Origin of the sequence: Spinactinospora alkalitolerans, from assembly GCF_013408795.1 — a bacterium.
Classification (GTDB): Bacteria; Actinomycetota; Actinomycetes; order Streptosporangiales; family Streptosporangiaceae; genus Spinactinospora; species Spinactinospora alkalitolerans.
The window spans coordinates 365,101-389,448 of sequence record NZ_JACCCC010000001.1; the positions used below are offsets into that span (position 1 = coordinate 365,101).

Genomic DNA, 24,348 nt, shown 5'->3' on the forward strand with positions numbered 1-24,348 from the left:
TCAACTTCTTTTCGTCACCGACGGTGATGATGTCGCGAGTCCACCTGCGAGTATCCGTAGCCCTCCGCACTCTCGGTGGTCGATCTGTGATCGACGTCGCGATATGTGCGGGGATGCGTGACGGGCGAAAGGGGACCGGATCTTCTGTTGTGCTGTGAACAATGTGACTAGAGTTGTGCCATATCGGCCGGTCCTTGGATTAACCGGTCCCGCCGGGCGTGAAACCCCTTCGCGCGTTTCCCTGCCCCGTTCGCGCCCCTCAGTCGAACCGCCCGGCGTCCCCCGAAGCGCGTTCTCCACCGTTCGCGGACGCGTGCCCGGGTTCCCCTTTTTTCCGTTTGGAGAGTATTCGTGTCCCGTAGAACGACCCGGATGGTCGCCGGTTTCGCCACCTCCGCCTTTGTCGGGCTGGGCTTCGCGTTCACCGCCCCGGCGGCGTGGGCCGCCGGTCCCGAGGACGCGGCGCAGGCCGTCGAGGAGAACGGCCCCTCCGCCGAGGGAGGCGCCGACCTGGAGACCAACGAGGGCGGTCCGCAGACCCTGGACATCCCGGGGGTCGAGGAGACCGAGTTCGCCTACACCTGCCTGGTGGACGACCAGAACCCGCCGGAGGAGCCCGACGACATCGTGCTGGCCCTGACCGCCGCGCCGACCGACGCCGCGACCGGTGACGAGGTCGCGATCGAGGCGGAGGTCGGCGCCGGCTACTGGTACCGGGAGGGCAACGAGCACGAGCCCGGCTCGGCCACCCTCGACTACGAGGTGCTCCTCGGCGGCGACGGCGCCCCGAAGGACGCGTTCTCCCTCACCGCGGTCGGCGAGGAGTTCACCGATGCCGGCGAGGTCGACTGGAGTGCGGCCACCGGCTCCTTCACCGCGACCAAGCCCGGCGACATCACCCTCACCCCGGGCACCGTGACCATCCAGGGTGGCGGCTCCACCACCGTGTGCAAGCCCGAGGGCGCCGAGTCCTTCCACACGATCAGCGTGGCGGGCGACCCGATCGAGGAGCCGGAGCCGACGCCGTCGGATGAGCCGGAGCCGACGCCGTCGCAGGAGCCGACGGGTGAGGACGAGGAGCCGACCCCGGAGCCGACCGACGGTGCCGGCGGTGGCGACGACGGTGAGGACAAGCCGACCCCGGAGCCGTCCCCGACCGGGGACGACGGCGACCAGGCCGACGGCGGTCTGCCGGTGACCGGTGCCGCGCTGGGCGGTCTGGTGGCCGCGGGCGCGGTGGCCCTGGGCGGCGGCGGTGCCGCGATGTACCTCTCCCGCAAGCGCAAGAGCGCCGCGACCGGCTCCACCGAGGAGTCCTGAACGGTCCTGAACCCGTGACGCGGCCGTGCGGCCGCAGGAAAGGGGCGGGCGTCCACCGGGCGCCCGCCCCTCGGGTGTTCATGGGGCGACGATTCGTACCCGGTGGATTACCCTTGGTTATGAAAAAGATGTGAATCGGTATTTGGTTCGCTGCCATCCCATGCGTTTCATGGAACCCGGACGTTTTCGAGTTCCAGCCGTACTCCCGGAGATCAACGCGGATCCCCCAACTCCTCGTCCCCCAGCGCCGTGAGGAGAAGGTCCCATGTCCCGTAGGGCCACGCGAGCGATCGCGGGATTCGCGGCCGCCGCGCTCACCACCGCCTGGCCCCTCACCGCCCAGCCGGCGGCCTGGGCCGGCGAGCCGGACCGCAGCATGCACGCGGCCGTCACCAGCAGCGGGGCGACCAGGACGGTCGACGCCGACGTGGTCCCCTACACGTGCGTCGCCGGGGAGGACGGCCGGGCCAGGCCGCACGAGGCCGAGTTGGCCATCGAGGTCCCCGCGCAGGTCGCGGGCGGCGACGAGGTCACCGTCCAGCTCAGCCGGTTCACCGGGTTCTTCGAGCGCTGGACGGACCAGCCCGTCGAGGTCGGCGCCGCGGCGCTGACCGCCGAGATCCGCCTGACCGGTGACGCCGCTCCGCTGCCGACGGTGACGCTCAGCGGGAGCAGCGTCGAGGAGAGCCCGGCGGCGGGGCCGGACGTGCCCGATGTGCCGCCCGTGAAGTTCGGCGCGATCACCGGGTCCTTCACCGCGGCCGGCGCCGGCGAGATCGCGTTCGCCTCCGGCACGATCACGATCGACGTCGACCAGGAGCGGGGGCCGCTCACCACGGTGTGCTCGCCCGCGGACGAGACCGCCCCGCTGGCCGCGACGGCGATCACCGGCGAGGGCGAGGGCGAGCGCGGGGCCGAGCACGGCGGCGCCGCCGAACCCGCGGCGCCCGGCGCCGTGACCGTTCCCGGCCGGATCCAGTGGAACGGCATCTACCGCTGCACCTCCAGTGACACGTCGCTGCAGCCCGACTTCGACAGTCCCGCCACCGTCACCGTCACCACCGAAGAAACCGACTCGGGGGTCGGCGACACGATCGAGGTCGCCGGCGAGTTCAGCCTGGAGAAGGGGCCGCGGTCACCGATGAAGCTGGCGCCGGAGGCGGCCACCGCCGAGCTGAGCGTCGCCCTGTCCGGCGCGGCCGCGCCGGAGCGGACCCTCACGCTGCGCACCCGCAACGCCGACCCGCTCCCGGCGGGACAGGACATCCTGTTCCCCGAGGCGACCGGCTACCTGACCCCTGGGAGGGAGGGCGAGGTCGGCTTCGCGGTCGGCGGGCTGAACCTGTCGATCATGGGCGGGATCGTCGAGGTGGAGTGCCTGCCCGACGGGGCCGTCGGCAACGGCGGTGACGGCGGCGAACCGCCCGGGCCCGCGGCGGCGTCCGACCCGGTGCCGCCGGCCGGCGAGCGCACCGATGCCCGGCCAGCCCCGGCCGAAGACGGCGCCCGGGAGCCGATCCCGGTGACCGGTGCGGCCCTGACCGGCCTCGTCGCCGCCGCGTTCGTCGCGATCGGCGGCGGCGCGGCCGCGATGCTGCTGTCCCGCAGGAGGCGGGCGGCGCGCGGCGGTTCGGCCGGCGGGAGCTGACGGACGGCGGCCCCGCCGGGCGGGGCGCGGGCGTCCCGGCGCCCGCGCCGCCGTGGCCGCACCCGGTGTTCAGCCCGCATTCACCCGGGGTGCCTCGCCGCGTGATGTCGCGAAAATAGCGTGGTGGGAGCGGAACGGGTGCTGCGAGATACGCCTGATGCCCCTGGGACCCGCTCACACGGACCCGCCGCGGTCCGCTCCCGGGTGCGGCCGGGGCTGCCCGCGACGCCGTTCCCCCACCCAGTCGAAGGAGAAGCAGACATGCCTCGCATGTTCACCCGCACGGCGGCGGGATCCCTCACCACCGCGTTCGTCGCCGCCGGCGCCGTGCTGGCGGCGCCCGCGGCGTCGGCCGACACCGAGCGGGCCCAGACCCGGATCGGCTCCCTGCCGACGGCGGCCACCAGGAGCCTGGACCCCTCGGGCGGTGACGTCCGGACCTTCGAGTACCTGTGCGAGTCCCCCGAGATCGACGAGGAGTGGAACTCGACCTGGGCCTTCCGGCTCACGGTCCCCGAAGAGGCCGAGGTCGGCGAGGAGGTGCACGTCAAGCTCGAATGGGCGGGCGAGCTCCTGCTGTTCACCCGCGAGGGCATCAAGGCCGGTGACGCGACCGCTCAGGGCACGCTCGAACTGGGCGGCGACGCCGCGCCACAGGAGCGGCTGGTCCTCTCCGGCGCCAACCCCGAGGACATCGCCATCGCGGGCAGCGCGCCGTTCGAGATCCCGCTGGAGGCGGGCGGCCTGACCCCGGCCGCGCCCGGCGAGATCACCTTCGTCCCCGGCGAGTTCACGGCCGACATCGTCCAGGAGTCGGGCAGCACCGCCAACACCTGCCGCCCGGTCGGCGAGGTGGACGAGCTCGCGACCATCACCGTCACCGGTGAGCCCCAGGACCCCGAGCCGACCCCGAGTGGGGAGCCGGAGCCGACGCCGTCGGATGAGCCGGAGCCGACGCCGACGCCGGAGCCGACGGGTGAGGACGAGGAGCCGACCCCGGAGCCGACCGACGGTGCCGGCGGTGGCGACGACGGTGAGGACAAGCCGACCCCGGAGCCGTCCCCGACCGGGGACGACGGCGACCAGGCCGACGGCGGTCTGCCGGTGACCGGTGCCGCGCTGGGCGGTCTGGTGGCCGCGGGCGCGGTGGCCCTGGGCGGCGGCGGTGCCGCGATGTACCTCTCCCGCAGGCGCAAGAGCGCCGAGGACCGCGCCGACGAGTCGGGCGAGGCGTAACCGGATCCATCCGGGCCGCCCGCCCTCCGGCGCTGGCGGCCCGGACGTTGACCGGACGCATAGGGTGACGGGTATGGATCTCGTGATCGTGTGCCCCGACTGCCACGGCACCGGCTACCGGGTGGCCGTCTTCGCCTACGCCGGCAGCGATACGACCGGCGAGATGATGGTGCCCAGGGAGTGCCGCGGCTGCGACGGCGCCGGCCGAGTCACGACCTCCGGCTGGTCCTGCCTGTGAGCCCGCGTCAACGTGCCGGGTCGTCGGTTCGGTGCGTGTTCCGCGGAGGTGGGGCGTTCATCGGGCTCTGACCGCCGCGTTCGCGGGGCGGGGCGAGCTTGCGGGACCCGGATCCGCTGTGTCGCCGGCGCCGACGCGCTGACGCGCTGACGGCAGCCTTCCCAGGCCATGCGGCGGTGCGTGAAAGAACCGCGGCCACAGCCCTCCGACCTCCACGGTCAGTACATCTAGGCCGTCGGTCTCGGGGGCAGGGCCAGGCCGATGTGTTCGCCGATCTCCTCGATCAGGCCGAGATCGGCGAGTCGGAACGAGCCGCGGTTGCTGCGCCGGATCAGGGTCAGCGCCCCGCGCACGCCCCGGCTGCCGCGCAGCGGCACGCTCAGCAGCGACCCCGCCCCCAGCGCGCTGAGCACCGGGACGCCGTCGGGGTCGAGGCCGAGCATCCCCTCGTCCTCGATGAGCTGGCACAGCATCGACTGGCCGCTGGTGAGCACGTCGCGGGGGATCTCCGAGTCCAGCGGGTCCAGGGCCTCCACGAGCTTGCGCCGCCCCTCGCCGCGGGGGCCGGCGACGACCGCGCGGCGGGCCCGGGTGGCGTCGGTGGGCAGGTCGCAGACGTCCACGAGCACCCAGTCGGCGTAGGAGTCGGCGAGCAGCGCGGCGGCGTCGTCCAGGGCCAGTGGCTCGCCGGCGCCGCCGGGGCCGGCGCTGCTCAGCAGCAGCCGGGTCATGCGGGTCAGCACGTCGAGCCGGCGCGCGGCCAGCACCACCACCTGGTCCTCGACCTCGGACTCCAGCGGGGCCGGGCCCTCGTCGTCGCTGCTGCTCAGCGACGGCGACATGACGACCAGCACGAGCGGGTTGGCCTCGGTCGCGACGTTCAGCCGGGACAGCGTGAGGTGGACGTCCTCGGCCCAACCGCGCCGGGCCAGCCGCGAGTCGAAGGACGCCGGTTCGCCGCCGCGCAGCACGGCCGCCAGCCAGGACCGCATCGCCGCGCGGCGGCGCAGGTCCACGAAGATCGAGAACGGCTTGCCGGTGAGGTAACCGCCCGTGCTGCCCAGCCGCTCCGCCCCGATGTTGTTGATGCGGCGGATGTAGCCCTCGTGGTCCAGCAGCACGACGGGGACGCTCAGCTCGTTGAACACCGAGCGCAGCACCACGCGTTCGTCGTCGTTGGCCGGTCGGCGGGGCGCGCTCGCCTCGGCCTCTGAGACGAGCCGCTCCCCGCAGTCGCGCAGCAGCTGCTCGGCGAAGCCGAGTTCGGCGAGCGCGGCCTCGGCCGTGCCGGCGGCGTCGTCGGGGTACGTCGCGTGCGTGCTGCGCAACGCCGCGATCCGGTCGCCCAGTTCGGTGATCTCACGTTCGAGGTCGGCGAGGTTCTCCGACAAGCTCATGGCTCCTGACATCGTGTCCTGGTCATGACGCTAACGCATGCCCGTCCCGACCTGAACGGTGGTTACCGTGGAGTTCGGATGAACGGTTCGGACGCGGTGTCCGGGCCGCACGACAGGGGGAACGCGTCGATGTGGATTGAGCGTCTCGCGCGGGACATCGGCGCGCTCGGCCAGGACGCCGGGAGCACGCCGGAGCGCGCCTTGGACCGGATGAGCACGGCGGCGGCGCGCGGGGTGCCGGGCTGCTCGGCCGCGCTCGTCGTGATCTGGCGCGACGTGCGGCCCGATGAGGAGGGGTGCGGGGAGGTCGCGGGGCGGCACGTCGTCGTCGACTACGGGGCTTCGCACTCCGACCTCGCCACGGCGTTCGAGCACCAGTACATGACCGACGAGGGCCCGACCGCCGAGGCGGTGCGCGGGATGCGCGCCGTGACGGTCGGCGACGTGCTGCGGGAGGACCGCTGGCCGAGGTACACCAGCATGGCGGTGCAGTGCGGCGACCGGTCGTCGGTGACGTTCCCGTGCGCGCTGGAGGGCGGCGAGGTGGTGACGTTCGGCATCCACTCCGGGCGCGCGGACGCCTTCGACGAGGCCGTTGTGACGCCGCTGGTGGCGATGCTGGCCGAGCACGCCGCGATGGCGCTGCAGAGCGCGGACCGCTACACCGATGTCGCGCGCGAGGCGGCGCACATGCGCAGGGCGATGTCGGCGCGGGCCGTCATCGACCAGGCGAAGGGCATCCTGATGCACGCGCGCGGCTGCGACGCCAAGGAGGCGTTCGAGGAACTGCGCAAGGTCGCCCAGCGCAACCGGATGAAGGTGGCGGAGGTGGCCCGCCGCCTGGTGGAGGAGCACGCCGAGAGCAACGCCCAGGGCGCCGGGTGAAACCTGCCGCGACGGCGGTGAACACGTACCGTATCGGTGTGGTGACGGTGCCCGGTGGAATCTGTTTAGGCACTTGGAATGGCGCTAAGGTGGCTGAGTAGGCTGCACGGTCGGCCCGAGCGCGGGGTTCGGGGCGGGGTGAGCGCGACACAGCGAGCGGAGTCGACGATGCCGGACGCCGAAGGTCCTTTCGCGTCAGCGGCGCAGAGGTTGATGAGCACGAACGCGAAGTCCAACACGCAGACCCGCGTCGAGGGGGACGTCACCGTGGTGACGCCCACGGGTGAACTCGACGCCATCACCTCCCCCGAGCTGGCGGAGACGCTGGAGGCGATCCTCGGCGCGAGCGATCCCTGCCGCGGCGTGGTGATCGACTTCTCCGGCGTGGACTTCTGCGACTCCAGGTGCATCGGTGTCCTCGTCGCCGCCTACCGCCAGGCCCGCGATCGCGGCATCGGCCTGGCGGTCGCATCCCCCCAGCGCACGGTGCACCGCCTCTTTACGATCGCCGGAATCGATCAGGTGATCACCATCGATGACGACCTTCAGCGTGCGATGAAGCTGGTGTTGGCCTGAGTCTCCGGTGAACGCGGGCGCCGGAATCGATCAGGTGATCACCATCGACGACGACCTTCAGCGTGCGATGAAGCCGGTGTTGGCCTGGTGTTCTGAGTCGTCGATCCGGTGAATACTCCTGTGCCGGGGGAGGGCGCCTGGCCGGGTTCACTTCGCGGGGCGGGCGGGGGCGACCGCCAGGTTCTCGCGCAGCCGCCGCAGCATGCCGGTGAACTCCCGGCGCTCCTGCTCGCCGAGGCCGTGCAGCGCGCGGTCGGCGAGGCGCCGCATCTCGTCGTTGAGGGTGTCGCGCAGGCCCTCGCCGCGTTCGGTCAGGTGGACGCGGACGAGCCGGGCGTCGGTGGGGTGCGGCCTGCGCTCGACCAGGCCGGCCGATGCCATGCGGGTGGCCGTTCGGGTCACGGTGGGGGTCGCCAGGCCGAGGCGCCGGGCGATCTCACCGGGCGTCAGGCCGTCCTCCCGCCACAGGCACATGAGGACGAACTGCTGCCCCTCGCGCACGCCGTGCCGCCTGAACGTCTCCTCGGCCGCCTGCGTCATCGCCCGCTTGGCCTCCCAGAACGCGGGCAGGAACTCGCCCTCCCACGGCTGGATCCACTCCAGCATCCCGCTCCCTCCCCGCACGCTCGCGGTCCGGCGCACCGCACACGGCCCACCGGGCGCTTGACGGTCAATCATTAGCCGACTAACGTTCTTCCGCACACACCATTGCCCGGCTAACGATATCCGTTCGGCCGGTACCGAGGAGACGGACATGACGACGAACGCCATATCGGAACGCGATGCGGTCGACCCCGCCCGCTGCTGGAACGGGGCACTGCTGGACCTGGACGCCTACCTGGCCCGCATCGGCCATGCGGGCTCCCTCGCGCCGACCCCGGAGACGCTGCGTGCCCTGCACCGCGCCCACGTCGCCGCGATCCCGTTCGAGAACCTGGACATCGCGCTGGGCCGCCCCGTCGCGGTCGACCTGGAGAGCATCCAGGACAAGCTGGTGCGCCGACCGCGCGGCGGCTACTGCTACGAACAGAACCTGCTGCTCGCCGCGGTGCTCGAACGGCTGGGCTACAGCGTCACGGGGCTGGCCGCCCGGATCCGCATGGGCTCCGACCGGCTCCGGCCGACCACGCACGCGCTGCTGATGGCCGAGGCCAGGGACGGCGCGTGGCTGGCCGACGTCGGGTTCGGGGGCGAGGGGCTGCTGGAGCCGATCGCGCTCAGTGACGGCGGCGAGGCCCGCCAGGGCGACTGGCGGTTCCGCCTGGACCGCACCGCAGCGGAGGAATGGGTGCTGCGCTCACTGCACGCCGACGGCTGGTTCGACCTGCACGCGTTCACGCTCGCCCCGTGGTACTCCGTGGACTACGCGGTCGTCAACCACTACACCTCCACCCACCCGCGCTCCCCGTTCGTCGGCCGGATCGCGGTGCAGCGGACCGGGGCCGACGCGCGGCACACGCTCACGGGGACCGAGTTGACGACGGCGCACCCGGACGGCCGCAGCGAGTCGCGGAACCTCGCGGCGGAGGCGCTTCCGGAGACGCTGCGCGACGTATTCGGGATCTCCCTCGATGCCGACGACGAGGCCGCGCTGGTGCGGCGGGCACGGAGGTGACCCCTCCGGCCACGGGACGCGGCCGGACCGGCGCCCGCGGCCTCACACCTTGAAGTGCAACCGGACCAGCGACCCCTCGCTGCTGCCGCGGACCTCCATGAAGTCGCAGACCTGGCGGGTGATCCACAGTCCGTAGCCGCGCACGCTCAGGGCGGTGGTCGGATAGTAGCCGCTGAGCGGATCGGCGAGGTCGCCGCCCTCGTCGAAGACGTCACAGACGACCCGGTCGGCCAGCCGCCACAACGAGACGGTGCCCTTGCCGGCCCCGTGCTCCAGGACATTGGCCGCCATCTCGTTCACGGCGACCACGAGGTCGCTGAGGCGCTCCTTCGGCAGGCCGGTCGCCGCGGCCAGGCCGACGGCCTCCTCGCGCAGAGCGGGCAGGTCCGCGACGATCTCCATCGTCCGCACGTGGCCGCTGGGCGGGGGCAGCGGCTCGGCGGCGTCCCCCGCGCTGTAGGCGACCGGGTCGCGGTAGCCGTGGCTGCGCCGGAAGGCCCCTCCGGCGATCACCGCCCGGTGGGTGTGCCACACCGCCTCCTGGACCGACGACGGGAGCGCGTGGGCGTCGTGCACGCACAGCAGCCGCATCCGCATCTCGGCCAGCGCGGCGTCCAACACCGAGTCCAGCCGGTGCCACTCGCGCAGCTCCAAGGAGTTCTCCACCGGCAGCACCGGCTGGCCGATGACCGTGATCCGGCGGTCGCCGTGCAGCAGGGTGAGGCGGTGCAGCGCGGCGAGGGTGCGTCCGGGCGCCTCGTACCAGAGCGCGTGCGCGGTGAAGTCCACCGCGTCGCGCTCCCGCGGGGCGAGGGCGCCCCGGACCGCGGCCTCGTGCCGCGGATGCAGCGCCACCACGACGTGGTCGCCCGCGGCAACGCCCTCCCGCAGCCGCGGCACGACGGAGTCGCGCAGCTCGGCGGCAGAGTGGAAGAGCACCCCGTGGTGCTCGAAGCACTCGACCCCGGTGCTCTCGGGCTCTGCGTATGACGTCATGACATCACCCCGGCGTCCGTCCTCACGGCCAGGAATGACTCCTTATGTAGCGGTATGCCGTTGTACGCGGACTAGTGTGCATCATCACCCACGGCGAGGGGGAGGTCACCCTCCTGCGGAAGTGCGCGGGTGTAGACCTGAACGGTCTCGGTGGCGACGCGCTGCCAGGTGAACCGGGACTCCGCGCGGTCGGCGCCGGCGATGCTGAAGGCGGTGCGCGAGGTGGCGTCGGAGGCCAGGTGGCGCAGCGCGCGGCCCAGGCCTTCGGGGCGGGCCGAACGCAGCAGCATGCCGGTCGTGCCGTCCAGCACGGCGCCGGTGATGCCGCCCACGGCCTTGGCCACCACCGGCAGCCCGCACGCCATGGCCTCCAGCACGGCACCGCCGTAGGGGTCGTAGGCCGCGGCCGAGATGTAGACGTCGGCCGAACGCAGCAGGCGCGGCAGCTCCTTGCGGTCGACCGCGCCCAGCAGGGTCACGCGGTCGTCGACGCCGGCCTCCTTGGCCCGCTGCTGCAGGCGCCGGGCGTCGGCGTCGATCGCGAGCTCGTCGGCGGCGGGGCCGCCCGCGATCACCAGCTCGGCCTCCGGCACCCGCGCCATCGTGTCGATCAGCACGTGGGCCCCGCCGCCGGCGCCCAGTCCGGTGACGGAGACGATCCGGGGGCGCTCATCGCGGCGGCCCTGCCACGGACCGGCGGTCACGCCGCCCTCCACGCTGAAGTGGTCGGTGTCCACGCCGTAGGGCACCACGCTGACGCGGGAGCGCGGCAGGCCCATCCGCGCCAGCTCGAACCGCTGGTCGGCGGAGTTCACCACGACGGCGGTGGCGCGGCCGGCGATCGCGGCCTCCATCCGCACGCGGTCGGCCTGCTCCGGCAGGCCCGCGCGCTGCTCGGCCACGTTGAGCGAGTGGAAGGTCTGCACCACGGGCAGTCCGTCGTCCAGCCCCGGGGCCTTGCGGACCGCCGACAGCGAGGCCAGGCCGCTGGTCCAGCCGAAGGCGTGGACGACGTCGGGCCCGTCCTCCTCAAGAGCGGTCGCGAGCCCGGTCGCGAAGGCGCCGGTGTGCTCCGCGGTCTCGCTCTCCGCCAGCGGGCGGTCCGGGCCGGCGCTCAGGTGGGCGACGGTGACGCCGCGCCCCATGCGCGAACGCTCGGGCGACTCCGGGTCGCTGCGGCGGGAGTAGACGGTGACGCGGTGACCGAGCTTGGCGAGGTGCCGGGCGAGGGTGGCGATGTGGACGCTGTCTCCGCAGGTGGGCTCACCCTTGTGCGCGGGGAGCGGATTGGCGTGCTCGGAAACCAGGGCAATCTTCACGTGCGGCTCCTCTTGTTGGACGGAAGACCCGGCGAGTCCGTTGGCGCGCACCCATGGCGAAGGGCCCCACGACGGGGCGGGAGGGCGGCATGCCGGAGAGAGCCCGGGCGGGCGAGAACTCGTGAGGGAGAAGTAGAGAGGGAGAGACGCATCAGAACCACACCTTTGGCCGTTCGGGAAACACCGAAAGCGCTCGCTGGAATGCTCTGGACCGTCAAGGGCCAGGCGCGAGCGCGCGAAGGCGAAGGTGTGTCTGCGTCTTAGACACCCAACAGCACGTATTCTGCCAGACCCGATAACGGAAAACAACGCTGCCCTGACCTGGAAAGACATGGAAAAGGTCAGGTGGAGGAGGTGGCTACTGGTTTGTCTGTGATCCTCTCGGGCACGTCTGGCCAGCGACGGCAGGGCCACCACCGCATGGACGGGAGAGCAGCGATGAGCAGGCTTCCACCTCGGCGAACGCCGATCGCGGAAGCGGTCGGCGGGCCGGGGGGCGTGCCCCCGGATCCCATTCCGGGCCACGTCGGCAGGGGACTGCTGCGGGGGAGGCGGGCCCTCGTCGTGGGCGGGTTCGGCGACTCCTCCCGGCAGGGGACGACCGTGGCCGCAGCGCTGGCCAAGGAGGGCGCGGCGGTGGCCGTCGCCGGCTCCGCGGACCGGACGGCCCCGGCCCCCGGGGCGTGGCCGCTGACCTCCCACCTCGACACCGGCGGGCGGGCGGTCGTTCCCGCGCAGGGCCCGGGCAGGCCCGGTGGGGCGCCCTCCGGCGCCCACCCGGACGGTCCCGTGCTCGCGGCGGCGCGGCTCGTCACCGGCCTGGGCGCCCGCGCGCTGCCGATCCACTGCGACCTGGCCGACGAGAGCGGATGCCGGGGCGCGGTGGCGCACACGGCACTGGAGTTCGGGGGCGTCGACCTCCTGGTGATGTGCGGCGACGACGAGCCCGTGGGCGACGGGCTGATGGACATCACCACCGCTCGGCTCGACCACACCTTCCGCGCCACCGTCTACAGCGCGCTGTGGCTGGTCCAGGCGGCCAGGGTCTTCATGCCGGCGGACTCGGCGGTGATCCTGACGGCGGCCGGAACCGGGCGCCCGGGATCGCCGGAGGCGATGGACCACGCGGCGGGCACGGCCGGTGTGATGAGGCTGACCCGCTCCCTCGCCGAGGAGCTGGAGAACCGCGGGATCCGGGTCAACTGCGCGGTGTCCGACGACCGGGACGACCCCCACGAGGTCGCGGCGGCCTACGTGCGCCTGGCGGGCGCCGGAACAGGCGAGGTCCTCCCCGTCCCCGAGGCCCTGCGCGCCCGGCTCTAGCTTGGATTTCAACCTCGACCCCAGGGGGTCGTGAAGGCCGGCCCCAGGAGGGATGGCGTGCGGGTGGGCGATCCCTGTAGGGGACCTTCGGCCACGCGAGAGGAACGCCCGGTCACCGCGGATCCCTCCTTCGGCTGAGCTTCAAGCCCCTTGAGGCCGAGGACGGGGCGCGCCATCAGCCGGTGACCGCGGGACCGGCTTACGCTGCTTTTAGTGGTTGGAACCGCAGGATCGGCGGGGAACGTGTTCGGGCGCGCGCTGGGCGGTGGCGGCGGGGGGATGAGACTGTAGGGAACGGCGGTGCGGAGGCGGTGCGGGAACTGCGCATCGTGGCGATTTCCGTCATGATGTACGCAGGTTTTGACCATGGTCGGCCGTCCCCCGATACGGTTACATGATCAACGCGTCTCGCCCGCCGTCCGGATGGGGCGCCGCTTGGGACTGTGCGGCAGAAATTGCCGATGAAACAGGAGGTAGGGCGCATGGGTGTCGATGGTGGGGCAGTCACGGTAACGGCCCTCACGCACCGGGGCGCTGTTCGCCAGGCCAATGAGGATGCCGTGGTCGTGGGCGCGCTCACGGTCGCGGGCGCCGACATGAACGCGCCGGCGCGCTGCCTGCTCCCTCTGGCCGATCCCGTCGTCCTGGCCGTCGCCGACGGGCTGGGAGGGCATGCCGCCGGCGAGATCGCCTCCGAGCACGCCGTGCACCGGATGGCCGAAAGCGGCCCTCAGCTGAACGGTCCCGACGCGGTCGACCTTCTGCTCAAGCACATCGACGAGGAGATCAAGGAGCACGCCGGCCAGCACGCCGAGTTCTCCGGGATGGGCACCACCGTCGCGGGCATGCTGCTGATGGCCGAGGGCAACTACTGGTTCAACGTCGGCGACTCGCGGACCTACCGCCTGCAGGACACCCGCCTGGTCCAGCTCTCCGAGGACGACTCCCCCGCGCTGCCCCCTTCCGAGGACGGCAAGCCGGTCACCACCAACTTCATCACCCAGTCCCTGGGCGGCAGCGGCAGCACCGCGATGGTGCCGCACGTCGGCCAGGACCCCGAGCCCGGTCCCGGAGCCTGGCTCATGTGCAGCGACGGGCTCTCCGACCTCGTGGCGGTGGAGGACATGGAGCGGATCATCGCCGAGGCCGACAGCGACGAGACCGCCGTCCACAACCTCTGGCAGGCCGCGATGGACGGCTCCGGCCGCGACAACATCAGCATCCTGCTCGTTCGCCGCGGTTGAACCGCGCGGGAACCTCGACGGCGGCCCCCGGAGCCGGTGCTCCGGGGGCCGCCGTCGTCTTCGGTGGCGCGTCGGTCTAGCCCTGGCCGCCCCGCTGGGAGCGCATGCGGACGATGAGGATGACGACCAGCGCGGCGACCGCGATGGCGGCGATCACGCCGATGATCGGGCCCATCGAGGCCATCGGGTCGGCGGGGGCCTCCTCCTCCCCGGCGGCGGGGGACTCGTTCTCGGTCGGGCTCTGCTCCGCCGTCGGCGATTCGCTCTCGACCGGGGCGGCCTCGGCCGCGACGTCCTCGGGCAGGGTGAAGGTCAGTTCCTCCTCCACCGGATGGCCGTCGGCGGAGATGATCCGGTAGCCGACGGTGTACTCGCCGGCCTCCTCCAGCGGGAGCAGGTCGGCGGAGGCCGTGTCGCCGTCGATCACCACGTCGCCGTCGACGTGGTCCTCGCCGCCGGGGCCGGTGACGACGATGCCGTTGCCGCCGTCGCCGATCTCGTTGCTGAAGGTGAGGGTGACCTCTTCGGGGACGCTGTCGAGTGTCTCGCCGTCCTCGGGCGAGGAGCCGGTGAGGACGTCGTGCGCCTGTGCGGCGGGGGCCAGGTAGATCGCGGGCAGCGTGAACGCGGCCAAGAAGGACAGCAGCGCGGCCCGGCGCCGGGCCGCGGAGGTGGTGCCGATCATGGGAGAACCCTTCGGGGTGAGATCGTTCGTCTGGTCAGGTCGGTGCGAGCGGACGGACGAACGGAGGGCCCCGAGTGGGGTGCGACCGCATCCCGCCGCGGTCGGACCGGGTCGGCGGCGGCGGCGCGGTCCGGCGCCGGACGGGTCCGGCGACGGCGAGGACGGGCGGTCGGACCGGTCGGGGCAGCGCGTGGCCGAGCAGCCCCAGCAGCGACCACAGGACGCTCTCGCCGTGGCTGAGCAGCGCCGAGGCCAGCAGCGCCGCCCACAGGTGGCCGAGCAGCATGCCGGGGGAGTAGCCCGCCACGCAGTGGCCGAGGTGGGCGAGCGGCGGCGCCGGGTGCGCCGGGGCGGAGTACTCGAACAGCAGGTGCAGTCCCACCTGCGCGGAGGAGAGCACGGCGAAGATCTCGCCGAACCCTCGCTGCGCGCGGGTGAACCCCGACAGCGCGAAGGCCATGAGAACCGCGGCGAGCAGGAAGGAACCGGGCGAGGGTTCACTGCCCGCCCACGCGGCGTGCCCGGCCCAGGCCGGCCCGGCGCACGCGACGGCCAGCACGGCCGTACGGATCAGCCACAGCGGGCCGCGACCGGGGAAGTGCACGATTGAGAACCTAACGCAGGGGCAGGCGGAGCGTATCCGGTCCGGCGACAGCGAACGGAGACCCCATGGCCGCCCGAACGCGAAGCGGCCGCCGGGGTCGGGTGACCCCGGCGGCCGAGCGTGGCCGGTCGTCAGCTCGCCGGTGCCAGCTCGCGACGCATGTAGCGGCGTTCCTCGGGCGTGGTCCCGCCCCACACTCCATGCGCCTCCCCGGCGCGCAGCGCCCACCGCAGGCACTCTTGGCGAACAGTACAGCTGCGGCAGATGGCCTTGGCGAGTTCCGCGTCGTGTCGCCCAGGCCCGGTCGTGCTCACCGGGAAGAACATCTCCGGGTCGTATTGGCGGCAGGCCCCCTGCTCGACCCAGTCTTCGCTTTCGTGGTAAAGGCGGTTCACCAGGCTCCTCCGATCCCCCGGCTCGTGATCCTTGCCGCCGCGTCCGCGAGTGGCCGGTGTGCTCTTCGCGGTCGGACCTCCGGGGTCCTCGCGTGCGGACGTTGACCTCGCGCGAAGACTGCCCAGGGTGCGCACAGAAGCTTCAACGCGTCTCGACCGATTGTAGTACTACGCAGGGTCGTACTACGCAAAGTCTGCTAAAAAATCCCCGAACTTTCAAGCGCTGATCTGCGTGTTCGCACCACTCGACACGCAGGGCGCAGGACCGGACACGCGTCACGGGACGTCCGATCCGATCGCCCCCGCCGCCGGTGCGGCCGCCTTCGGGCCTGCTCCCAGCGGGTCGGAGCCCGTTGCCCATGACGGAACGCGCACCCTCCGCTCCCGGTGGTCCGGTGCTCGGATGGGTCAGATTTATGTGATTTAAGACACCCTTAAAGTTTGGTCAGGTAGGCCCTATGTTTGCCTGTGACAGCGGCATAGTCCTGTCGGGACGGTCGCGGAGAGGTACCCGAACCCCGTTCGGCTGAGAGCCCCGAATCTCCTGGTGAACCTGGCGAGCACGGCGCTCGACCACCGTCCGCTCGCACGGCGGTCACCGGCGGAGCCACGCTGCGGCGGGCACTAAATAAACGGGCCCTACCCGGTGAGACATCGCCGAAACATTTGCCGTGAAATCAAGGGAAATGCTGCTCAGGAACGTTCGCTATGTTCCTGCGACGTGCCTCATGAACGACTCCACGCCGCTGACCGAGACGATCCCGCCAAACTCCATGACCGTTCCGTAGCCGCAGCGCGCACGGACCCCGACGGTGTAGAGATGGCGCCGCCCTCGCTCGACGATGGACGTCACCTGTGGCGCCTTGCGCACGATTCCGGCCTCGACATCAACTCGCCCTACGCCTACGTACTGTGGTGCCACGACTTCGCAACCACCTGTGTCGCAGCTCGCGACGCCGAGGGGGAATTGCGCGGGTTCGTCACCGGTTATGTACGTCCGGACCATCCCGACACCTACTTCCTCTGGCAGGTGGCCGTCGATCCCGGATTCCGCGGCCGCCGCCTGGCCCGCCGTATGCTCGACCACATCGGCGACCGCATCGCCGCCCGGGGCCTCACCTACCTGGAGGCCACCGTGACGCCGGACAACGCCGCCTCCCGCGCGCTCTTCGCGTCCTTCGCCCGCGACCGCGGCGCGGAGCTGACCTGGACGCCCCTGTTCGAGCGCGAGCACTTCCCGCAGGACGGCCACGGCCACGAGCCCGAGGAGCTCGTCCGCATAGGACCACTGACAGCGCCCCACTGACGAAAAGCCCGTCGGCCGGTCCGGTGGATCCCGCCGAACGGCCGGCAGTCCGACCGACGCCGACCATCCTGACCAATCCCAGTCGTCAAAGCCACGAGCCCACGAACTCGGGGAAAGGATCCAAGGAACCACGATGGAGATCTTCGAACGCCTCGAATCGGAAGTCCGCAGCTACTGCCGTGGCTGGCCGGTCGTCTTCAACGAGGCGCGGGGCAGCTACATCTACGACGAAGCGGGCAGCCCCTACCTCGACTTCTTCGCCGGGGCCGGCTCGCTCAACTACGGGCACAACAACCCCGAGCTGAAATCCAAACTCCTCGACTACATCCTCGGCGACTCCGTCGTCCACAGCCTCGACGCCTACAGCGTCGCCAAACGCGACTTCCTGCAGATCTTCGGCGAGGTGATCCTGGAGCCGCGCGGCCTGGACTACAAGGTGCAGTTCCCCGGCCCCGCGGGCAACAACGCGGTCGAGGCCGCGCTGAAACTGGCCCGCAAGTACACCGGCCGCGAGACCGTCATCAGCTTCACCAACGGCTTCCACGGGATGACCCTGGGCGCGCTCGCCGTCACGGGCAACTCGATGAAGCGCGGCGGCGCCGGCGTCCCGCTGAACCACGCCGCGACCATGCCGTTCGACAACTACATGGACGGCCAGACGCCGGACTTCCTGTGGCTGCGCAGCCTGCTGGAGGACAGCGGCAGCGGCCTGGACAAGCCGGCGGCGGTCATCGTCGAGACGGTCCAGGGCGAGGGCGGCATCAACGTCGCCAGCGCCGAGTGGCTGCGCGGCCTCGCCGACCTGTGCAAGGAGTACGACCTCCTGCTCATCGTCGACGACATCCAGATGGGCTGCGGCCGCACCGGCCCGTTCTTCAGCTTCGAAGAGGCCGGGATCGTGCCGGACATCGTCACGCTGTCCAAGTCGATCGGCGGCTACGGCATGCCGATGGCGCTCACGCTGTTCAAGCGCGAGCTCGACGTGTGGGAGCCGGGCGAGCACAACGGCACCTTCCGCGGACCCAACCCCGCCTTCGTGACCGGGACCGCCGCCCTCGACAAGTACTGGCGCGATGACCGCTTCCAGAAGGAGACTGTGGCCAAGGGCGAACTCGTCGAGGCCAGGCTGAAGGCCATCGCCGAGGAGCACGCCGAGGTCGGCGCGCACGCGCGCGGCCGCGGCCTGGCCCGCGGCATCGCCTTCGAGCAGCCGGGCCTGGCCAAGGCCGTGTGCCGTGAGGCGTTCGACCGCGGCCTGCTCATGGAGACCTCCGGTCCGGAGGACGAGGTCGCCAAGCTGCTGCCGGCGCTGACCACGACGGAGGAGGAGCTGGAGCGGGGGCTCGACATCCTGGCCGAGGCCACCCGCGCCGCGGTGAAAGTACCGCAGCCGGCCTGACAACGACGCCCACGAGACGGGGGTCCCGGAGCGATCCGGGGCCCCCGCTTAGGGGGGGCGCCTAGTGGGTCCGCCCATGGCGAACGGCGCACTCGCGTGCGCTTCGCGACCGCGCGAAGCGTCCCTGTGAAGTGCCGGTCAGGGACCAGGGCCGCTCTCGCAAGGCCGATGAAGGAGTCAGGGTGGGTTCCCTGTCGACTGAAGAGAACGCGGCGAGAGTGGTGCTGGGGCGCCGCGCAGTAGGGTCATGATCCACCAGACGCCCCCTTGGGGGCGACACCACTGAAGTAGCAAGAGGGGGCGCAAGCACCGTGATCGTTCGCAGCCTTGACGAGATCAACGACACCGATGCCGACATCAGGACCGAGACCTGGCGGAGCCGCCGCGTCGTACTGGCCAAGGAGGGTGTCGGCTTCTCGTTCCACGAGACGGTCCTCTACGCGGGCACCGAGACCAGCATGTGGTACGCCAACCACATCGAGCTGGTGCACTGCATCGAGGGCGAGGCCGAGGTCACCAATGACGAGACCGGTGAGACGCACCTGATCACGCCCGGAACGCTCTACCTCCTCAACGGGCACGAGCACCACACGGTCCGTCCCAAGACCGACTTCCGCGTCCTGTGCGTCTTCAACCCGCCCGTCACCGGTCGTGAGGTGCACGACGAGAACGGCGTGTACCCGCTGATCACCGACGAGCCCACCGACACGCCCTCCGCGGCGAGCTAGGCCACCGCGGGCCGCAGGGAGCCACAGGGGGCGGTCGCCGCCGTCCCGGCCGCCGCCCCCTCCTGCGGCCCAAGGGCCCTGAGCCCACTGGGACGGACCTTCCAGGCCACCTGACCGAACGGAACCCGACAACAAGAAGGAGATGAATCCCCGAAGGGGTATCGGCATGACAGTGCTAACGACCGACTTCGAGCAGCCGACCATGGACGACTACCCGACCCGGAAGAGCACCGAGCCCGCACTGCTGTACCGCAAGGACCCGGTCGTCTGGGGCGGCGACGAGGGCCCGATCGACCAGGGCACCCTGCACGGCTTCGAGGAGAACGGCTACCTCCAGGACGAGGAGCTGATCACGCCCGCGGAGCTGGAGAAGTACCGGGAGGAGCTGCGCCGCCTCAGCCTGGACGAGGAGCTCAAGCGCGACGAACGCGTCGTCGTGGAGCGCAAGTCCGACGAGGTCCGCTCCGTCTTCGAGGTGCACACGATCAGCGAGGTCTTCGCCGACCTGGTCCGCGACCCGCGCGTCGTCGGCCGCGCCCGGCAGATCCTGGGCTCCGACGTCTACGTGCACCAGAGCCGGGTCAACTACAAGCCCGGCTTCACCGGCACGGACTTCTACTGGCACTCCGACTTCGAGACCTGGCACGCCGAGGACGGCATGCCGAGGATGCGCGCGGTCAGCATCTCCATCGCACTGACCGACAACTACCCCCACAACGGCGCGCTCATGATCATGCCGGGTTCGCACAGGACGTTCGTCTCGTGCGTCGGGGAGACGCCGGAGGACCACTACCGGGCGTCCCTGAAGAGCCAGGAGATCGGCACGCCCGACCAGAACAGCCTGTCGATCCTCGCCGAGAAGCACGGCATCGACGTGCTGACCGGTCCGGCCGGCGGCGCGATCATGTTCGACTCCAACTGCATGCACGGTTCCAACGGCAACATCACGCCGTTCCCCCGTTCGAACATCTTCATCGTGTTCAACAGCGTCGAGAACACATGCACGGAGCCGTTCGCGGCATCCTCTCCGCGGCCGGGGTTCCTGGGGTCGCGCGACTTCACGCCGGTGAAGTAGCGGCCGAACCCACCGAGGCCCCGTGCGGACGCACCCGGCCGAAGATTCGGACCGGAACGGCTGCCGCATCCCCGACCTGGGGAAGGGCGGTGCGTGGGCGGTCCTGAGCGTGCCGCAAGGCCTTCCCGAGGCCGGACCTGGCCGCGTGTTCGGGCAATTACCAGGTCAAGGCTAGTTATGGATGGTTTTTCCTGGGCACGGGTTGATCGTCGGCACCTGTGACGCATGGGGACCGAACGGCCTCCGGAGCCGGCGAGGGGTGCGGGGGCCGTCCTGGCCGGGGCGGATCCTTGCGGCACACCACCATCCCGCACGAGTACGGCGTCTCCTTCCACCGGAAGGGGACGCCGTACTGATTCCCCGAGGAGAATATCGATGACGAGAAGAAATCGTAACGATTTGCGACGCCGGGACTTCTTCGCCCTCAGCGGCATGGGTGCGACTGCGGTACTGCTGGGGGGCTGCACCCGCACCGACGGCGGCGGTGGCGGCGGCAACGGCGGCGGAGGAACGCTGGACCGGCTGCGCCAGCAGGGCTACATCAACGCGGGATTCGCCAACGAGCAGCCGTACGGCTTCACCGACGAGAGCGGCGAGTTGACCGGCGAGTCGCCGGAGCTGGCCAAGGCGATCTTCTCCGAACTGGGAATCGACGAGGTCAGGGGCGTCCAGGTCCAGTTCGACGGGCTGATCCCCGGTCTGACCGCCAACCAGTTCGACTTCGTGTCCGCGGGCATGGCGATCACCCCGGACCGCTGCGAGCAGGTCGCGTTCAGCAACCCCGAGTACCTCGCCGGCACCGCGTTCCTGGTGCCCGAGGGCAACCCCGAGGGCATCACCCGGTTCGAGGACGTCGCGGACAACTCCGACATCACGCTGTGCGTGCTCAACGCGGCGATCGAGCAGGGCTACGCCTCGGAGAAGGGCGTGCCCGACGACCGGATCCAGGCCGCGCAGGACCAGGCGAGCGCCTATGAGCTGCTGGAGACGGGCCGGGTGCAGGCGATCGCGCTGACCGGCATCTCCCTGCGCTGGCTGCAGGAGCAGCGCGGCGGCCCCTTTGAGGTCACCGAGTCGTTCTTCGTCGAGATCGACGGCGAGGAGGAGATCAGCGGCGGCGGCTTCGCCTTCCGCCAGGCCGACACCGAGCTGGTCGAGGCGGTCAACGAGAAGCTGGAGGAGTTCAAGCAGAGCGGCAGGCTGCTGGAGATCCTGGAGCCGTTCGGCTTCACCGAGGCCGAGATGCCCGGCGACGTCACGGCCGAGCAGCTCTGCAACGCATAGCGGAGCCGATCAGTGGACTTCTTCATCGAACGCTTCCCGCTCTACCTCAGTGGAGCGGGATACACGCTGGCGATCACGATCGGGGGCTGCGCGCTCGCGTTCGTGATCGCCATGGTCGTCGGCATCGTGGGTTCCACCCGCAGCCGCGTGGCCAGGGCGGCGGCGACCGTCTACGTGGAGGTCTTCCGCGGAGTGGCCGCCCTCGTCCTGATGTTCTGGCTGTTCTACGGCGTCCCCAATGTGACGCCGTACCTGCTGGACCCGGTGTTCGCCGCGATCCTGGCGCTGGGGCTCAACGTCGGCGCCTACGGCGCGGAGAACGTGCGCGGGTCCATCAAGGCGGTGCCGCGCGCCCAGTACGAGGCGACCGTCGCGCTCAACATGACGTGGGCGCAGCGGATGCGGCTGGTCATCCTGCCCCAGGCGTGGGCACAGATGCTGCCGACCTTCGGCAATCTGGTCATCGAGCTGATGAAGGGCAGCGCGGTCGTCTCGCTGATCGCGGTCTCGGACCTGACGTTCGTGGCGCAGCAGCAGCGGGCCTCCTCGGGCCAGACGCTGCTGGCCTTCCTCAGCGCGTTGGTCATGTACTTCGTCATCGCGCAGGTGCTGCTCGTCGGCATGCGTTACCTGGAGCGCCGGGCCAACAGCAGGCTGGGCCGGGGGCCGGTCAAGAAGGAGCGGCGCGGCCGGGCGCTCACGGCGGCCAAGACGGGTGATGCCTGATGGTGTGGGACTGGGAGTTCACCGGGCGGATCCTCCCCGATCTGCTCACCGGTCTGCGCTACACCGTGCAGGCCACGGTCCTCGGCTACGTGCTGGCACTGATCCTCGGGCTCGCGGTGGCGATCGTGCGGCGCACGCCGGTGATCGGCACCGGGGTGTTCTGGGTGATGGAGTTCATCCGCTGCACCCCGCTGCTGGTGCAGCTGTTCTTCGTCTTCTACGTGCTTCCGGGCTTCGGGATCACGCTGTCCCCGCTGGTCGCCGGCGTCGTCGGGCTGGGGGTGCACTACGCCGCCTACACGGCCGAGGTGTACCGCTCCGGCATCGAGGGCGTGGCCAAGGGCCAGTGGGAGGCCTCGCGGGCGCTGAGCCTGCCCACGCACCGGGTGTGGGGCGCGGTGGTGCTCCCGCAGGCGATCCGCAAGGTCATCCCGGCGCTGGGCAACTACCTGATCGCGATGTTCAAGGACACGCCGCTGCTGTTCGCGATCACCGTGCCCGAACTGCTGTCGCAGGCCTACCGCCTGGGCGGGGTCAATTTCCGCTACTTCGAGACGATCACTACGGTCGGTGTGCTGTTCATCCTGGTGAGCGCGCTGTCCGCGATCCTGATTCGATTCCTGGAGCGACGTTATGCCGCAGTATGACAACACCGGCGCCCCGCAGCCCAGGGACGAGGGGCCGCAGGCCCCGGGCGGGCCGCTGATCCACTTCGACAAGGTGGTCAAGCGGTTCGGCGACAACGTGGTCCTGCGCGAGCTGGACTTCGACGTCGCCGCAGGGGAGCGCGTGACGCTGATCGGGCCCAGCGGATCCGGCAAGACGACGATCCTGCGGCTGCTGATGACGCTGGAGGACGTCAACGGCGGCGTCATCTGGGTCAACGGCCAACCGCTGAACCTGATGTACCGGAACGGCCGGCTGGTTCCGGCCAACGAGGCGCACCTGCGCCAGGTGCGCAAGAAGATCGGGATGGTGTTCCAGCAGTTCAACCTGTTCCCGAACATGAGCGTCCGCAAGAACCTCACCGAGGCGCCCGTCCACAGCCTTGGGGTGTCCAAGGACGAGGCCGACCAACGGGCCGAGGAACTGCTGGAGATGGTCGACCTGCGGGACAAGATCGACGCGCACCCGACGCAGCTCTCCGGCGGTCAGCAGCAGCGGGTGGCCATCGCACGCGCCCTGGCGATGCAGCCGGAGATCCTGCTGCTGGACGAGGTGACCTCCGCGCTCGACCCCGAGCTGGTCGCGGGCGTGCTGGACGTGCTGCGGGAGATCGCCCGCACCACCGACATCACGATGCTGGCCGTCACCCACGAGATGGGCTTCGCCAAGGACGTGTCGCACCGGGTGCTCATGTTCGACGGCGGCCAGATCGTGGAGGAGGGGCCGCCCGAGCGGATCTTCGGCGACCCGCACGAGGAGCGGACCAAGTCCTTCCTGCACGCGGTCCTGGAGAGCGGCTGACGAGAAGAGGGCCGCGGCCCGCCGCAGGTTGGAAGTAGGCGTGCGGGAGGGCGATTCTCTCGCGTGGCCGAAGGCCCGTGGACGCAAAATCGCCCTCCCGCACGCGGAGTGCGCGGAACGCCGTGGACACAGACCGACACCATGGTTTCGGTCTGGAGCCAAGCAGGCGGCGTAGGCGGCGCGGCGCCGGTGCGATCCCCTGAAGGGCCTTCGGCACGCGAGAGGATCGCCCCGTCACCGCGGAGCTCCAGCCTGTGGCTGGAGTCAAAGACCCCCGGCGGTCTAGGTCAAAACCCAGCTTCGAGATCGGGAGAGGGCGCGCCTTTGAGAACCTGGGGCCATGGCACGACTGCTGATCGTTCACCACACCGCCTCGCCCACCACGCAGGCCATGCTGGAGGCCGTGCTGGAGGGGGCGCGCACCGATGACGTCGAGGGCGTCGAGGTGCTGACCCGTCCCGCTCTGGGGGCCACGGCGCCCGACCTGCTCGCAGCCGACGCGGTCGTCCTCGGCACCCCCGCCAACATCGGCTACATGTCCGGGGCGCTCAAGCACTTCTTCGACACCGTCTACTACCCGTGCCTCGCCGACACGGCCGGACTGCCCTACGGTCTCTACGTGCACGGCAACAGCGACACCGCGGGCGCGGTGCGCGCCGTCGAGTCCGTCGCCAAGGGCATGGGGTGGCGGCGGCACCGCCCCGCGCTCGCCGTCACCGGCGAGCTCACCCGGGCCGACCGCGAGGCGTGCTGGGAGCTCGGAGCGGTGACGGCCCTGGCCGCCGTGGAGCGAGAAGGCTATCACCAGGAATAACGACATACCGTAGCCATTGCGCTGCTTTTATCTTCTCCCGGGGCAGACTGAAACCCTGTTCTGGGGGA

Annotated in this window: 25 protein-coding genes; 18 read left to right on the top strand and 7 right to left on the bottom strand. The window is 71.0% G+C overall.

The features are described from left to right. The first annotated feature begins 351 nt into the window (after positions 1-351). The 4 genes from HDA32_RS01780 to HDA32_RS01795 all read left to right on the top strand — a co-directional run bounded on the left by HDA32_RS01780 (position 352) and on the right by HDA32_RS01795 (position 4,442). Positions 352-1,320 (top strand): hypothetical protein, encoded by a 969-nt coding sequence (locus HDA32_RS01780; RefSeq protein ID WP_179641509.1) that lies wholly within the window; start codon positions 352-354, stop codon positions 1,318-1,320. Between the two features lie 265 nt (positions 1,321-1,585). Beyond that, entirely contained in the window at positions 1,586-2,968 is a 1,383-nt protein-coding gene (locus tag HDA32_RS01785; protein ID WP_179641510.1) for a hypothetical protein, read from the top strand. Between the two features lie 261 nt (positions 2,969-3,229). After that, the gene (locus HDA32_RS30420; RefSeq protein WP_246334187.1) at positions 3,230-4,204 is read left to right on the top strand and encodes a hypothetical protein; all 975 of its coding nucleotides are present in this window, start codon (positions 3,230-3,232) and stop codon (positions 4,202-4,204) included. A 73-nt stretch (positions 4,205-4,277) separates the two neighbouring features. Beyond that, positions 4,278-4,442 carry a hypothetical protein gene (locus HDA32_RS01795; protein WP_179641511.1) on the top strand — a complete coding sequence of 55 codons (165 nt, stop codon included), beginning with the start codon at positions 4,278-4,280 and terminating at the stop codon, positions 4,440-4,442. A 227-nt stretch (positions 4,443-4,669) separates the two neighbouring features. On the opposite strand, the gene HDA32_RS01800 is transcribed toward HDA32_RS01795, so the two are convergent. After that, positions 4,670-5,833 carry a GAF domain-containing protein gene (locus HDA32_RS01800; RefSeq protein ID WP_179646398.1) on the bottom strand — a complete coding sequence of 388 codons (1,164 nt, stop codon included), beginning with the start codon at positions 5,831-5,833 and terminating at the stop codon, positions 4,670-4,672. Between the two features lie 135 nt (positions 5,834-5,968). On the opposite strand from HDA32_RS01800, the gene HDA32_RS01805 reads away from it, so the two are divergent. After that, positions 5,969-6,724 (top strand): GAF and ANTAR domain-containing protein, encoded by a 756-nt coding sequence (locus HDA32_RS01805; protein WP_179641512.1) that lies wholly within the window; start codon positions 5,969-5,971, stop codon positions 6,722-6,724. A gap of 213 nt (positions 6,725-6,937) precedes the next feature. Further along, the gene (locus tag HDA32_RS01810; protein ID WP_179646399.1) at positions 6,938-7,300 is read left to right on the top strand and encodes an STAS domain-containing protein; all 363 of its coding nucleotides are present in this window, start codon (positions 6,938-6,940) and stop codon (positions 7,298-7,300) included. A 147-nt stretch (positions 7,301-7,447) separates the two neighbouring features. Here the strand turns inward: HDA32_RS01810 and HDA32_RS01815 are convergent, their stop codons facing one another. Beyond that, on the bottom strand, positions 7,448-7,906 hold the full coding sequence (locus HDA32_RS01815; protein ID WP_179641513.1) for a MarR family winged helix-turn-helix transcriptional regulator: 459 nt from the start codon (positions 7,904-7,906) through the stop codon (positions 7,448-7,450). A 148-nt stretch (positions 7,907-8,054) separates the two neighbouring features. Here HDA32_RS01815 and HDA32_RS01820 point away from each other — a divergent pair, with 148 nt between their 5' ends. Continuing rightward, positions 8,055-8,915 carry an arylamine N-acetyltransferase family protein gene (locus HDA32_RS01820; RefSeq protein ID WP_179641514.1) on the top strand — a complete coding sequence of 287 codons (861 nt, stop codon included), beginning with the start codon at positions 8,055-8,057 and terminating at the stop codon, positions 8,913-8,915. 42 nt (positions 8,916-8,957) lie between these two features. On the opposite strand, the gene HDA32_RS01825 is transcribed toward HDA32_RS01820, so the two are convergent. Both HDA32_RS01825 and HDA32_RS01830 read right to left on the bottom strand, forming a co-directional pair. Then, positions 8,958-9,911 carry an anti-sigma factor RsbA family regulatory protein gene (locus HDA32_RS01825; protein WP_179641515.1) on the bottom strand — a complete coding sequence of 318 codons (954 nt, stop codon included), beginning with the start codon at positions 9,909-9,911 and terminating at the stop codon, positions 8,958-8,960. A 71-nt stretch (positions 9,912-9,982) separates the two neighbouring features. After that, entirely contained in the window at positions 9,983-11,230 is a 1,248-nt protein-coding gene (locus HDA32_RS01830) for a glycosyltransferase (protein WP_179641516.1), read from the bottom strand. 438 nt (positions 11,231-11,668) lie between these two features. On the opposite strand from HDA32_RS01830, the gene HDA32_RS01835 reads away from it, so the two are divergent. Together HDA32_RS01835 and HDA32_RS01840 are read left to right on the top strand one after the other, a co-directional pair. After that, positions 11,669-12,553, top strand: coding sequence for an SDR family oxidoreductase (locus tag HDA32_RS01835; RefSeq protein ID WP_179641517.1), 885 nt, complete (start codon positions 11,669-11,671; stop codon positions 12,551-12,553). Positions 12,554-13,035: 482 nt separating this feature from the next. Then, positions 13,036-13,797 (top strand): PP2C family protein-serine/threonine phosphatase, encoded by a 762-nt coding sequence (locus HDA32_RS01840; RefSeq protein ID WP_179641518.1) that lies wholly within the window; start codon positions 13,036-13,038, stop codon positions 13,795-13,797. 76 nt (positions 13,798-13,873) lie between these two features. Here the strand turns inward: HDA32_RS01840 and HDA32_RS01845 are convergent, their stop codons facing one another. The 3 genes from HDA32_RS01845 to HDA32_RS01855 form a co-directional block, all read right to left on the bottom strand. After that, positions 13,874-14,482: a copper resistance CopC family protein gene (locus HDA32_RS01845; protein WP_179641519.1), complete on the bottom strand. Its 609-nt coding sequence runs from the start codon at positions 14,480-14,482 to the stop codon at positions 13,874-13,876. Positions 14,483-14,516: 34 nt separating this feature from the next. Further along, positions 14,517-15,086 (bottom strand): hypothetical protein, encoded by a 570-nt coding sequence (locus tag HDA32_RS01850; RefSeq protein WP_179641520.1) that lies wholly within the window; start codon positions 15,084-15,086, stop codon positions 14,517-14,519. A gap of 131 nt (positions 15,087-15,217) precedes the next feature. Continuing rightward, positions 15,218-15,481 carry a WhiB family transcriptional regulator gene (locus tag HDA32_RS01855; protein ID WP_179641521.1) on the bottom strand — a complete coding sequence of 88 codons (264 nt, stop codon included), beginning with the start codon at positions 15,479-15,481 and terminating at the stop codon, positions 15,218-15,220. An 820-nt stretch (positions 15,482-16,301) separates the two neighbouring features. Between HDA32_RS01855 and ectA the strand changes: the two genes are divergently transcribed. From ectA to HDA32_RS01900, 9 genes are all read left to right on the top strand, one after another. Next, the gene (ectA, locus tag HDA32_RS01860) at positions 16,302-16,787 is read left to right on the top strand and encodes a diaminobutyrate acetyltransferase (protein ID WP_179641522.1); all 486 of its coding nucleotides are present in this window, start codon (positions 16,302-16,304) and stop codon (positions 16,785-16,787) included. A 133-nt stretch (positions 16,788-16,920) separates the two neighbouring features. After that, the gene (ectB, locus tag HDA32_RS01865) at positions 16,921-18,186 is read left to right on the top strand and encodes a diaminobutyrate--2-oxoglutarate transaminase (protein ID WP_179641523.1); all 1,266 of its coding nucleotides are present in this window, start codon (positions 16,921-16,923) and stop codon (positions 18,184-18,186) included. 311 nt (positions 18,187-18,497) lie between these two features. Continuing rightward, on the top strand, positions 18,498-18,914 hold the full coding sequence (locus HDA32_RS01870; RefSeq protein ID WP_179641524.1) for an ectoine synthase: 417 nt from the start codon (positions 18,498-18,500) through the stop codon (positions 18,912-18,914). 166 nt (positions 18,915-19,080) lie between these two features. Beyond that, positions 19,081-19,989, top strand: coding sequence for an ectoine hydroxylase (gene thpD / locus HDA32_RS01875; protein ID WP_281370358.1), 909 nt, complete (start codon positions 19,081-19,083; stop codon positions 19,987-19,989). A gap of 432 nt (positions 19,990-20,421) precedes the next feature. After that, positions 20,422-21,273 (top strand): ectoine/hydroxyectoine ABC transporter substrate-binding protein EhuB, encoded by an 852-nt coding sequence (gene ehuB / locus HDA32_RS01880; RefSeq protein WP_179641525.1) that lies wholly within the window; start codon positions 20,422-20,424, stop codon positions 21,271-21,273. 12 nt (positions 21,274-21,285) lie between these two features. Beyond that, the gene (ehuC, locus tag HDA32_RS01885) at positions 21,286-21,999 is read left to right on the top strand and encodes an ectoine/hydroxyectoine ABC transporter permease subunit EhuC (protein WP_179641526.1); all 714 of its coding nucleotides are present in this window, start codon (positions 21,286-21,288) and stop codon (positions 21,997-21,999) included. Continuing rightward, on the top strand, positions 21,999-22,646 hold the full coding sequence (ehuD, locus tag HDA32_RS01890) for an ectoine/hydroxyectoine ABC transporter permease subunit EhuD (RefSeq protein WP_179641527.1): 648 nt from the start codon (positions 21,999-22,001) through the stop codon (positions 22,644-22,646). Before ehuC ends, ehuD begins: the two co-directional genes overlap by 1 nt. Next, the gene (ehuA, locus tag HDA32_RS01895) at positions 22,633-23,466 is read left to right on the top strand and encodes an ectoine/hydroxyectoine ABC transporter ATP-binding protein EhuA (protein WP_246334190.1); all 834 of its coding nucleotides are present in this window, start codon (positions 22,633-22,635) and stop codon (positions 23,464-23,466) included. Before ehuD ends, ehuA begins: the two co-directional genes overlap by 14 nt. 340 nt (positions 23,467-23,806) lie before the next feature. After that, positions 23,807-24,280, top strand: a complete 474-nt coding sequence (locus tag HDA32_RS01900) for a flavodoxin family protein (RefSeq protein ID WP_179641528.1) — start codon at positions 23,807-23,809, stop codon at positions 24,278-24,280. Positions 24,281-24,348: the final 68 nt, after the last annotated feature.